The organism is Pantoea sp. CTOTU46764 (genome assembly GCF_031974595.1).
Classification (GTDB): domain Bacteria; phylum Pseudomonadota; class Gammaproteobacteria; order Enterobacterales; family Enterobacteriaceae; genus Pantoea; species Pantoea trifolii.
In genome coordinates, this window is sequence record NZ_DALYOQ010000024.1 from 1 (window position 1) to 10,722 (window position 10,722).

The 10,722-nt window shown below is 52.6% G+C and carries 14 protein-coding genes; 11 read left to right on the forward strand and 3 right to left on the reverse strand.

Translation table 11 applies throughout. From position 1 onward, the window contains the following. The 7 genes from RTM06_RS10475 to RTM06_RS10505 form a co-directional block, all read left to right on the forward strand. Positions 1–644: amidohydrolase family protein (locus RTM06_RS10475; protein WP_312181972.1), on the forward strand; the 644-nt coding region annotated here is incomplete at its 5' end. Then, positions 637–1,860, forward strand: a complete 1,224-nt coding sequence (locus tag RTM06_RS10480) for an amidohydrolase (RefSeq protein ID WP_312181974.1) — start codon at positions 637–639, stop codon at positions 1,858–1,860. The genes RTM06_RS10475 and RTM06_RS10480, both read left to right, overlap by 8 nt. 46 nt (positions 1,861–1,906) lie before the next feature. Beyond that, on the forward strand, positions 1,907–2,605 hold the full coding sequence (locus RTM06_RS10485; RefSeq protein WP_154157192.1) for a GntR family transcriptional regulator: 699 nt from the start codon (positions 1,907–1,909) through the stop codon (positions 2,603–2,605). Continuing rightward, positions 2,605–3,108, forward strand: a complete 504-nt coding sequence (locus tag RTM06_RS10490) for a GNAT family N-acetyltransferase (protein ID WP_312181976.1) — start codon at positions 2,605–2,607, stop codon at positions 3,106–3,108. The genes RTM06_RS10485 and RTM06_RS10490 overlap by 1 nt, the downstream gene beginning before the upstream one ends. Before the next feature lie 70 nt (positions 3,109–3,178). Further along, positions 3,179–3,622, forward strand: a complete 444-nt coding sequence (locus RTM06_RS10495) for a VOC family protein (protein ID WP_312181978.1) — start codon at positions 3,179–3,181, stop codon at positions 3,620–3,622. Between the two features lie 87 nt (positions 3,623–3,709). Further along, positions 3,710–4,015, forward strand: coding sequence for a type II toxin-antitoxin system HigB family toxin (locus RTM06_RS10500; RefSeq protein WP_312181980.1), 306 nt, complete (start codon positions 3,710–3,712; stop codon positions 4,013–4,015). A 1-nt stretch (position 4,016) separates the two neighbouring features. Next, positions 4,017–4,373, forward strand: coding sequence for a transcriptional regulator (locus RTM06_RS10505; protein ID WP_312181982.1), 357 nt, complete (start codon positions 4,017–4,019; stop codon positions 4,371–4,373). Between the two features lie 275 nt (positions 4,374–4,648). On the opposite strand, the gene RTM06_RS10510 is transcribed toward RTM06_RS10505, so the two are convergent. The 3 genes from RTM06_RS10510 to RTM06_RS10520 form a co-directional block, all read right to left on the reverse strand. After that, entirely contained in the window at positions 4,649–5,092 is a 444-nt protein-coding gene (locus RTM06_RS10510) for an NUDIX hydrolase (RefSeq protein ID WP_256698711.1), read from the reverse strand. 31 nt (positions 5,093–5,123) lie between these two features. Then, positions 5,124–5,528 carry a VOC family protein gene (locus tag RTM06_RS10515; RefSeq protein ID WP_312181984.1) on the reverse strand — a complete coding sequence of 135 codons (405 nt, stop codon included), beginning with the start codon at positions 5,526–5,528 and terminating at the stop codon, positions 5,124–5,126. A gap of 145 nt (positions 5,529–5,673) precedes the next feature. After that, positions 5,674–5,937 (reverse strand): DUF2798 domain-containing protein, encoded by a 264-nt coding sequence (locus RTM06_RS10520; protein ID WP_312181986.1) that lies wholly within the window; start codon positions 5,935–5,937, stop codon positions 5,674–5,676. Between the two features lie 128 nt (positions 5,938–6,065). Here RTM06_RS10520 and RTM06_RS10525 point away from each other — a divergent pair, with 128 nt between their 5' ends. The 4 genes from RTM06_RS10525 to paoC all read left to right on the forward strand — a co-directional run. Beyond that, positions 6,066–6,971, forward strand: a complete 906-nt coding sequence (locus RTM06_RS10525) for a LysR family transcriptional regulator (protein ID WP_312181988.1) — start codon at positions 6,066–6,068, stop codon at positions 6,969–6,971. Positions 6,972–7,244: 273 nt separating this feature from the next. Beyond that, positions 7,245–7,793, forward strand: coding sequence for an aldehyde dehydrogenase iron-sulfur subunit PaoA (gene paoA, locus RTM06_RS10530; RefSeq protein WP_312181990.1), 549 nt, complete (start codon positions 7,245–7,247; stop codon positions 7,791–7,793). Then, positions 7,790–8,740 (forward strand): xanthine dehydrogenase family protein subunit M, encoded by a 951-nt coding sequence (locus RTM06_RS10535; RefSeq protein WP_312181992.1) that lies wholly within the window; start codon positions 7,790–7,792, stop codon positions 8,738–8,740. Before paoA ends, RTM06_RS10535 begins: the two co-directional genes overlap by 4 nt. A gap of 3 nt (positions 8,741–8,743) precedes the next feature. Further along, positions 8,744–10,722, forward strand: a 1,979-nt coding sequence (gene paoC, locus RTM06_RS10540) for an aldehyde oxidoreductase molybdenum-binding subunit PaoC (RefSeq protein ID WP_312181995.1), incomplete at its 3' end; no start/stop codon positions are given.

A 10,722-nucleotide genomic window follows, 5' to 3' on the forward strand; every position in this document is an offset into this window, starting at 1 on the left:
GTGGTGTGAACCCCGAAGCGTCGAATGTAGCAGAGGACATCGCGCGTCTGGCGCAGTCAGGTGCTTCAATTGTGGCTTGTCCGCTGGTCTCCGGTCGCCACGGCAAATATCTCGAACATTACCCGGCGCTTAACTCTGCGGGCGTTAATCTGGCGCTTGGCACCGATACGTTTCCCGCTGATATGTTCACCAATATGCAAATGGGCGTGGTGCTGACGCGCGTGGTCACCGGCGATATCTCAGCGGCCAGCGCCGCCGATTATTACCGCATGGCAACCCTGGGCGGCGCACACGCGTTGGGACGCGATGATCTTGGCCGACTCGCGCCAGGCTGTCAGGCCGATATGATGATGGTCAATCTTGACCAACCCGCGCTGGGACAGGTGTTCGATCCGATTACCACGCTGGTTTTGAATGGCAATGGCCGCGATGTCACCGGCGTGATTGTGGCAGGACGCAAAGTGGTGTGGGATCGCGAGTTGGTCAACAGCGGGCAGAGCGCAGCAGCGCTGCACGCCGCATCGCAACAGGTGTTTTCGCACATAATCTCAACTTATCCAGAACGAACCGTTGGGCATCCGCCGGTTGAGGAGATCGTGTCCTCCTCGTTTCCTCGTGTGAACAGAGGCGTAAACCATGACTGATCACTACTTGCTCACCAACGTCAGGCTTGAAACCGGGTTTAACGAAATTAACGGCCATATTCAGGGCACCCAATGTGATCTCTTCACGATAGAAATCAAACACGGGCGGATGGTGGCGATTCACGGGCAGAGCGAGGTGCAAAACGCGCTGCCACCGCGTGATGCTGGCGGCATGCTGATGCTGCCAACGTTGCGCGATATGCATATCCATCTGGATAAAACCTTCTACGGCCGCGCATGGCGAGCGGCGAAACCGAATGACGAGCAGGATATTTTCCAGATGATCGCGCTAGAGCAGCAGCTGTTGCCGACGCTGCTTGCCGATTCGGTCGAGCATGCGCAGCAGTTGATCGCCTTGCTATTGAGTAAAGGCACCACGGTGATTCGCAGCCATTGCAATATCGATCCGGTCAGTGGGCTGCGCAGCCTGGAACATCTGTTGCAGGCCTTAGACGCGTTTGACGGGCAGATAGCGTGCGAAATCGTGGCATTTCCGCAGCACGGTTTACTGCGTTCTGGCGTGACTTCACTGATGCGCGAGGCGCTGGCGCTCGGCTGCCAGTGGACCGGCGGACTCGATCCTTCGAAGGTTGATGGCGATATGGCGCGTTCACTCGACACCATGCTGAGTCTGGCGCATGAGAGTGGCACCGGCGTGGATATTCATCTGCATGAAGCCGCCAACACCGGCATTGCCTGCATTGATTATCTGCTAAACGCGCTGGAACACGCGCCTGAACTGCAAGGACGAGTGACACTCAGCCACGCTTACTGTCTGGCGCAAATCAGTGATGTTGAGGTGAAGGCGCTGGGTGAACGCATGGCCGCGCTGGGCGTTAGCCTGGCGTCTGGTTTGCCGCTGGGCAAAAATGTGATGCCGCTTCCGCTGCTGAAACAATGCGGCGTCAAGCTGATGACCGGCACCGACAGCGTCATCGATCACTGGTCACCCTTCGGCACCGGCAGCATGCTGGAGAAAGCCAATTTGTGGGCGCAGCTGTATGGACGCGGCAGCGAATTTTCACTCAATCGAGCGTTGGCGATTGCCACCGGCGATATTTTGCCGCTGGATGAGCAGGGCGCACGCATCTGGCCGCTGGCTGGCGACGCGGCTGATTTTATCCTGGTTGACGCCAGTTGTTCCGCCGAAGTGGTGGCGCGTCAGCCAGCAATTTCAGCCAGTTACTTCCGTGGCCAGCAGGTTTACCGCGCATAAATGATGTATATTTCGGGGGACTATTATGACCGATACAGGATTAAGTATGGGCGCGAAGCAAACCCCCAGACAAAAAGAGATCGCTCGCATTTATGAGTCGCTGACCATGGCGATTGCCCAGCACAAGCTGCGCCCCGGCACGCGCTTAATTGAGGCGCAGATTGTCGATGCGCTGAAAGCCAATCGCAACCATGTGCAGGCGGCGCTGCAGCGCATGGCGTTGCAACACATCGTCACCATCGAACCCAATGTCGGCGCGATTGTTGCGCAGCCGTCAGCCACCACCGCGCGTGAGATCTTCACCGCTCGCCATGCCATTGAATCGGCCATAATTGCCTGCATTACACCGCAAAAAATGGCGGCGTTTGCCGTGCAATTGCAGCAGCAGCAAAAAGAAGAACATGAAGCGATTCACAGCCAGGAACGACAGCGGGTGGTGTATCAGCTTGGCGCGTTTCATCTGCTGTTAGGCAAAATTGCCGACAACAAAGTGCTGGAAGATATTCTCAATAATTTGATGGTGTTAAGTTCGTTAATTGTGATGCTGTATCAGCGCAATGAGATGCCGGTTTGTCAGTGCGACGAGCATCAGCACATCATTGATGAACTGATTGCCGGCAATACCGCTAAAGCGCAGCAACTGATGCGCGATCATCTTATTGAGCTGGAGCAGCAGCTGGATATTTCTGAAGCGTCACCGTATGCGATGACGCTGGTGCAGGCTCTTCATAAAGCGGAGGAATAATGGAATTAGAAACAACCCGACTGCGGCTGGAACCCTTTGAACTCGCGCATTTTGACGGACTGCGGGCGATGGAAAACGACCCGGAAATCATGCGTTATATCAGTAATGGCGTGGTTAAAACGCCAGAAGAAACCCTGGCGAGTATTGAACGCGTTCAATCGCGTTGGCAGCAATATGGTTTTTCCTGGTGGGCGATGCGGGAAAAAGCGTCTGGCGAAATCGTTGGTGCGTGCTGCCTGCAGCATTTAGCCAATCAGGATGGCGCGCCGTTGGAAATAGGCTGGCGTCTTAATGCTAATTATCACGGTAAAGGTTTTGCCACAGAAGCCGCGCAGGCGGTGGTTAAGTTTGCGGTCGAACATGTCGGGGTTAACTATCTGGTCGCGGTGGCCGATCCTGAAAATGCCGCATCGCAAAAGGTGATGCAGCGGCTGGGCATGACTTATAAAGCGATTGAGCAACACTACGATGTGCCTTGCGTGGTGTATGAGCTGCATATTTAGGCATTCATGAACAAGTGCCAGCAACAATTTATGACATATTCCATTTCTGGTTATTTCACAGGAATGGAATATGGAACAGCACGATATTGGTTTTAGCCACATAGCGCTGCAAGTGAGAGATTTAGAACGCAGCATCGACTTCTATCAACGTTACGCAGGGATGCAGGTGATCCATGAGCGTGAACCCGGCATTGCAGAAGCGCAAAAAGTCGCATGGCTTTCTGATTTAACACGTCCGTTTGCGCTGGTGCTGGTGCAATCTCAAACCACCGTGGATACGCCTTTGGGGCCGTTTGGTCACATTGGCGTTGCGTGTGACAGCAAAGAAGAGATTGATGCCAAAGTTATTTTGGCAGAACGCGAAGGCGTGTTACGCCGACCCGCGCAGCAATCATCCGCGCCAGTAGGCTATTGGGCATTTTTCGCCGATCCAGATGGCAACACGCTTGAGCTTTCATACGGCCAGCAGATTGGCCTTGAGATAATTACCAGCCGCCTTAATGCGGGTGTTTGATCAGAAGCGTCACTCGAAAGGGTGACGATAGTCCCAGCGTGGGATTTTTCTGTTGCAAATATCCCGTGCCGGGACTACCATGTTTGCATGAACATCATTGCACTCGCACCATTAAAGGATTTTTGGACGGTTCATCCTGATTCAGAACAACCGTTACGCGCTTGGGTAGATGAAGTTAAAAAGGCCGACTGGCATACCCCGGCAGATATAAAGGCGCAGTACGGAACAGCGAGTGTATTAAAAAACAGCCGCGTTGTATTTAACATAAAAGGTAACGACTACCGTTTAATTGTTGCCGTTGCTTATGCTCATAAAAGGTTGTTCGTTAAGTTTATCGGTACGCATAAAGAATACGACAGGATAGACGCCAATACAGTTACACTGGAGCCCTGACATGAATATTAAACCGATTAAAACTGAGCAGGATTATAAAGATGCGCTCCGCATTGTAGAGCCCATGTTTGATAATGAACCCGTGCTGGGCTCACCTGAGAGCGATCTCTTTGAGGTAATGTGTCTGCTTATTGAAAACTATGAATCAAAGCATTACCCAATTGCGCCTCCTGACCCAATTGAAGCTATTAAATTCCGTATGGACCAGATGGGGCTTACAGCAAAAGATTTGGCTCCGGCAATTGGTCGGCAAAATCGCGTCTATGAAGTGTTAAACCGTAAACGCGAGCTCACGCTGCCTATGATTCGTAATCTGCATAAACAGTTCCATATTCCGTTAGAGAGCCTTGTTGGCTGAATCTGCAGGCACCGGTTACCGCAGTCGCAGTGCTGCGAATTGCTCAGAATTCACGTAGCGACGCCATCGGCGAAGCTGCAAAACCGGCAGGGAGTAAGTTCAACAGTCCGTAGCCAGAGATATCTCTGGTTACGGACTGTTGTTGAAGAAGGTGTATGATAGCAGGTGATGAGCTGAGGGTGATTTAAGTGCGCATTCAGATAGCTAATTTAACATAATCATGATTATGCGCACCTAATTGAGAATCCAATTTGATAATGTCACCTGATAGCTAGTTAACCCCGCATTAAGCAGATATCGGGAATATTTGAGGGGTAAACCACATCGTCATTATTCCGCAGTTCATTTAGATCCCACCAGTGATAATCATCAATGACTGTTTTTTCATTTTCAGTCCATCCGCTGGTACTGATTTCTTCATCAGCGACTTTAATTAAATAAAATCGCTCATTTGCCAGAACCACCTCACCGCTGGGTAGAGTCATTTCAAAAGTTCTCTCCGTTAACGGCTGCCCCACATCATCAACATAGATACCTGTTTCTTCTCTAAGCTCCCTGATGGCTGCCTGCTCAAAAGTCTCTCCTGATTTCACGCCTCCACCGGGGGTAGCCCAGTATGCTTTACCGGCCAGCGCATCATTTTCATGCCTGAACCTGAACAATAAAACCTGATTGAGAGAATTGATAATAAGCAAACGGGCCGAATCACGGGTACGCACTGGATAACTCCTTTTTCATTTTCACGGTAAGTCAGCATAAGGTAGCCGAATAGGACTGTATATTCTCTTTGGCTTCAAGATATTCATAGGAGGTCATTTCAATTTTATTTCCGTCGATATCTTCAAAATAAACAGACATTGAGACCTGATGGTCGCTAACTGTAAAAGGAATCCGTTTTAATGTAAGTATTTTCATCAACTCGGAAAAATAACTTGGTTTTATACTGAAGGCCACAGTGTGGCCCGGTGAACGAACCTTTTTCTCAAAAAGTGAAAGCGCTACTTCGTTATTTTTGATTACTAGCGGACCGCCCTGAGTAAACCAGAAATGCAATGACTCGTCGCGTATGAATCCCAGTACATCCTTATACCAGGTTTCTGCTTCCACGATATTATTCACATAGATATGCACATGATCGATTCTTATTATGGACATGATTACCTCGTTTACATCATTGCAGTCATTAAGAATTGGACATGCCCTTTTATCTTGCAAATAACTCAGCACTGACTCGCACAGCATTTAACATAAGCGTCAAAGCACTCACTGATAGTTGGTATGAGCGAGCACCAACCCCCTCTCAATGACCATGCACCGTCAACCCGACTAACCGGACCACAATCGGGCGTACTACGAGTATGCAAACAAAAGCTGCTGGCATTGCAACTTGATATGCATTCATCACATTTTCCATATAATGCGGGCTAATACCAAATTCGGCGAAGGTGATGACCAGGCTCATCAGAAACGCCATGATGGTCGCCATGTAAAGCGCAAAGATATAAGGTGACACATGTTTTGGCAGGCGTCTGCGTGCGGTATTTTTCTCAATGGCTGCTGTCATAACGCTATCCTGTTTAGTCAGTTTAAGCAAAACAGCCGGTAACCTATCAGGCGAATCATGATGCGGGTAGAACACTGCTGCTTTAATCATTATTAAATAAAGATTACGAATCACGCATTGAGGGATGTATGGACTTATTAGGACTGATTAACACTTTTATCCGCGTAGTGGAGAACGGCAGCATTGCTTCAGCCGCGCGGGCGAAAGGAATGAGTTCAGCGGCGGTCAGTCAGAGCGTTGCACGTCTGGAGACACATTTAGGCGTACGGTTGCTTTCACGCACCACCCGCAGTATGACGTTAACCGAAAGCGGTAAACGCTACTTTGAAAAAGTCCGACATATTCCCCAGGACATTGACCTTGCCTCGCAGGCTGCGGCGATTGAAACCAAACCGCAGGGCTCACTTTGCATCGCCACTACAGCTGCTTTTGGCAGACACGTTCTTGCCCCGCTGATGCCCGCTTTTAAACAAACTTACCCGGAAATTGATATCGAACTGATCAGTACCGACCGTAATGTTGATCACCGTTTAGAAAGCGTTGACGTCAGTATTCGTATTGAGGCGCAACTAAACGATCAACTCATCGCCCGCAAAATTGCCTCATTACCCTTTATCTTCTGCGCAGCACCCGCTTATCTGGCGCGCGCGGGCATTCCTAAAATGCCTGAAGAGCTGAGCCAGCACGCCTGTTTGGTTTTCCGCTATCCGACAGATGGACGCTTTCTTCCGTGGACGTTTATGGTCAACGGCCAGCCGGTGAACGCAAAGCTCAATCCAGAGTTCATCAGTGACGATATTGATATCATTGCGAAAATCGCCGAAAACGGCGGTGGCATTGCCCGGCTGGCGAGTTTTATCGCTAAACCGTTGATTGAGAGGGGACAACTCATAGCTTTGTTTCACTCAGATCAAGGAAATAAAAGTGATGTTGCGGCTTTGCCAATGAATATTTATGCCTGTGTTAACGAGCGTTCGGCGCTAAATTCCAAGGTAAGAGCGTTCATCGCCTTTTTGGAACAACAACTCGTCTAAGACAAACTTAAATCCAACATATTGGGTGTAAAAGCCACTTGAGGCCGATAAAACACACTATGTTGGATTTATATCGATGTCATCTTGATCCCATTTTGTCGTAGGCTTTTCACTTCCTTTTAACCGCCCTAACCTGCTTTTATTACTCTCGCTCATAAACCCATTCAGTGATTGCCGATAGTGCTTTTGCAGATGCCGACTATGCTTACCCTTCTAAAACCATACAAAAAGAAGTTGTACCTCAACATTTCACCCTTTTACTGGAGGTTTGGCATGAGCAGCCAACACTTAACAACACCCGCGCCTGCAATGTTGCCAATTAGCTTCAAAGTCAACGGCATACAGCAGCAATTAAACGTTGATACCCGCACCACGCTGCTGGATGCATTGCGTGAGCATCTGCATTTGACCGGCACCAAAAAAGGCTGCGATCACGGTCAATGCGGCGCCTGTACGGTGATGGTCAACGGTCGTCGCATCAATTCGTGCCTGACGCTCGCCGTGATGCAGCAGGATGCGGAAATCACCACCATTGAAGGCTTAGGAAATCCTGACCAGCTGCATCCCTTGCAGGCGGCATTCATTAAGCATGATGGTTACCAGTGCGGCTACTGCACACCGGGGCAAATCTGTTCCTCGATGGCGGTGCTGGAAGAGATCAAAGCGGGCATTCCCAGCCACGTCACACACGATTTAGTCTCCGCACCGCAACTCACCGCGGATGAAATCCGCGAGCGTATGAGTGGCAATATCTGTCGTTGCGGGGCCTATTCCAACATTCTTGCGGCGATAGAAGAGTACGCGGAGGGCCTGGAATCATGAAAGCCTTCACCTATCAGCGGGTAAAAACCCCGGCCGAAGCCGCTACCAGCGCACAGCAACACACCAATGCCAAATTCATCGCGGGCGGCACCAATTTGCTCGACCTGATGAAGCTGGAGATTGAAACACCCGCACATCTTATTGATGTGAATGGCCTTGAGCTGGACAAAATCGAAGCCACGGCGGATGGCGGATTACGCATCGGCGCGTTGATGCGTAACACCGATCTGGCGGCCGATGCGCGCGTTCGCCGCGATTATGGCGTGCTGTCGCGCGCGTTAGTGGCTGGCGCTTCCGGTCAGTTGCGTAATCAGGCGACCACCGCAGGAAATTTGCTGCAGCGTACGCGTTGTCCCTACTTCTATGATACCAACCAACCGTGCAACAAGCGTTTGCCCGGCAGCGGCTGCGCGGCGCTGGACGGCTTTAGTCGCCAGCATGCGGTGGTCGGTACCAGTCAAGACTGTATCGCCACCCACCCGAGCGATATGGCAGTGGCGATGCGTTTGCTGGATGCGGTGGTAGAAACGGTCAGCCCGGATGGCAGTGAGCGCAACATCCCGATTGCTGAATTCTATCGCGCGCCTGGCAACACGCCGCATCTGGAAACCGTGCTCAATCCTGGCGAGCTGATTGTTGCGGTTTCACTGCCGGCACCGCTGGGCGGCACACACATTTACCGTAAGGTGCGCGATCGCGCGTCCTACGCTTTTGCGCTGGTCTCGGTCGCCGCCATCATTCAGCCGGATAACTCCGGTCGCGTGGCGCTCGGTGGCGTGGCACATCAGCCGTGGCGGCTGGAAGAGGCGGATAACGCGGTGATTCAGGGCGCTAAGGCGGTGAGCGATCGGCTGTTCGCCACGGCACAACCCACCGCTGAAAACGAGTTCAAAATCATTCTGGCGCAGCGCACGCTCGCTTCCGTATTGGCAGAAGCGAGGGGATAACTGATGAAATTCGAAAAACCCGCAGGCAATAATCCGATTGATCAGCTCAAAGTGGTCGGTCAAGCACTTAATCGTATCGACGGACCGCTGAAAACCTCCGGCCAGGCGCATTACGCTTACGAATGGCATAACGAAGCGCCCGATGCGGCGTACGGCTATGTGGTCGGCGCGCCGATCGCCAAAGGGAAAATCACCGCCATTGATGTGCAAGCCGCGCAAAATGCGCCAGGCGTCTTAGCAGTGGTGACAGCTAACAACACAGGAAAACTGGGTAAAGGCGATAAAAATACGGCCCGTTTGTTGGCTGAAGATACCATCGAACACTATCATCAGGCGGTCGCATTGGTGATTGCCGAGACGTTTGAGCAGGCGCGTGCCGCGGCGAGTTTAGTCAAGGTGGATTATCAGCGAGAGCACGGTGTTTATAATCTCGCGCAGCAAAAGCCGGGGGTCACTTCCTCTCCCGAAGACACGCCTGACAAGGCCGTGGGTGATTTCGCCGCTGCGTTTGCTGCGTCTGACGTCAACTTAGATGCGCACTACACCACGCCGGACCAGAGTCATACCGCGATGGAACCGCACGCCTCGATGGCAACATGGCAAGGTGACAAACTCACCGTCTGGACCTCGAATCAGATGATCGACTGGTGCCGCACCGATCTGGCCGCCACGCTCAACATGCCGATGGAAAAGATCCGCATCGTGTCGCCTTATATCGGCGGCGGCTTTGGCGGCAAGCTGTTCCTGCGCAGCGATGCGGTGTTAGCTGCGTTGGGCGCGCGCGCCGTTCAGCGTCCGGTCAAAGTGATGCTGCCTCGGCCACTCATCGCCAATAACACCACGCATCGACCGGCCACCATTCAGCACATCCGCATCGGCACCGATCAATCCGGTAAGATTCAGGCCATCGCGCATGAAAGCTGGTCCGGTAATTTGCCGGATGGCACACCGGAAACTGCCGTGCAGCAGACGGAACTGCTTTACGCCGGTGCTAACCGCTTTACCGGATTACGACTGGCCACGCTGGATCTACCTGAAGGTAACGCCATGCGCGCACCGGGCGAAGCGCCGGGATTGATGGCGCTGGAGATTGCCATCGATGAAATGGCGGAAAAAGTCGGGATCGATCCCATCGCTTTCCGCATTCTCAATGATACCCAGGTCGATCCGGCCAAACCCGAGCGCCCTTTCTCCCGACGTCAGTTGGTTGAGTGTTTGAACACCGGCGCCGAGCGGTTTGGCTGGTCAGGTCGCAACGCTAAACCGGCGATGGTTAAGGATGGGCGCTGGTTGGTCGGCATGGGCGTTGCAGCGGGCTTTCGTAACAACATGGTGACGTCTTCCGGTGCGCGCGTGCATCTGGACGGTAAAGGCATCATCACCGTTGAAACCGACATGACCGACATCGGCACCGGCAGCTACACTATCCTCGCACAAACCGCGGCGGAGATGATGGGCGTGCCGATTGAGCGCGTGGTGGTTCGCTTAGGCGATTCTGACTTCCCGGTTTCTGCCGGTTCCGGCGGCCAATGGGGCGCGAACACCTCAACCTCCGGCGTTTACGCCGCCTGCGTGAAATTGCGTGAAGCGGTCGCCAGCAAACTGGGCTTTGACGCGCAACGCGCCACCTTCAGCGAGGGTCAGGTGCATGACGGCAACCAGAGCGCGACGCTCGCCCAGGCCGCCGCCGAAGCCATCATCACCGTGGAAGATACCATCGAGTTTGGCGATCTTGACGAGCAATATCAGCAATCCACTTTCGCCGGACACTTCATCGAAGTCGGCGTGGATGTCGCCACCGGCGAAGTGCGTGTGCGGCGCATGCTGGCGGTTTGTGCCGCCGGACGCATTCTCAATCCCAAAACCGCGCGCAGTCAGGTGATTGGCGCTATGACGATGGGCCTAGGTGGCGCGTTGATGGAGGAACTGTTCGTCGATGAGCGCCTCGGGTATTTCGTCAACCACGATATGGCGGGCTACGA

What these genes read in the sequence shown, in the direction of transcription:
- RTM06_RS10500 (WP_312181980.1), top strand. Translation starts at nt 3,710, where the DNA reads ATGAACATCATTGCACTCGCACCATTAAAGGATTTTTGGACGGTTCAT.
- RTM06_RS10520 (WP_312181986.1), bottom strand. Translation starts at nt 5,937, where the DNA reads ATGACAGCAGCCATTGAGAAAAATACCGCACGCAGACGCCTGCCAAAA.
- RTM06_RS10505 (WP_312181982.1), top strand. Translation starts at nt 4,017, where the DNA reads ATGAATATTAAACCGATTAAAACTGAGCAGGATTATAAAGATGCGCTC.
- RTM06_RS10525 (WP_312181988.1), top strand. Translation starts at nt 6,066, where the DNA reads ATGGACTTATTAGGACTGATTAACACTTTTATCCGCGTAGTGGAGAAC.
- RTM06_RS10485 (WP_154157192.1), top strand. Translation starts at nt 1,907, where the DNA reads ATGGGCGCGAAGCAAACCCCCAGACAAAAAGAGATCGCTCGCATTTAT.
- RTM06_RS10535 (WP_312181992.1), top strand. Translation starts at nt 7,790, where the DNA reads ATGAAAGCCTTCACCTATCAGCGGGTAAAAACCCCGGCCGAAGCCGCT.
- RTM06_RS10490 (WP_312181976.1), top strand. Translation starts at nt 2,605, where the DNA reads ATGGAATTAGAAACAACCCGACTGCGGCTGGAACCCTTTGAACTCGCG.
- RTM06_RS10515 (WP_312181984.1), bottom strand. Translation starts at nt 5,528, where the DNA reads ATGTCCATAATAAGAATCGATCATGTGCATATCTATGTGAATAATATC.
- RTM06_RS10495 (WP_312181978.1), top strand. Translation starts at nt 3,179, where the DNA reads ATGGAACAGCACGATATTGGTTTTAGCCACATAGCGCTGCAAGTGAGA.
- paoA (WP_312181990.1), top strand. Translation starts at nt 7,245, where the DNA reads ATGAGCAGCCAACACTTAACAACACCCGCGCCTGCAATGTTGCCAATT.
- RTM06_RS10480 (WP_312181974.1), top strand. Translation starts at nt 637, where the DNA reads ATGACTGATCACTACTTGCTCACCAACGTCAGGCTTGAAACCGGGTTT.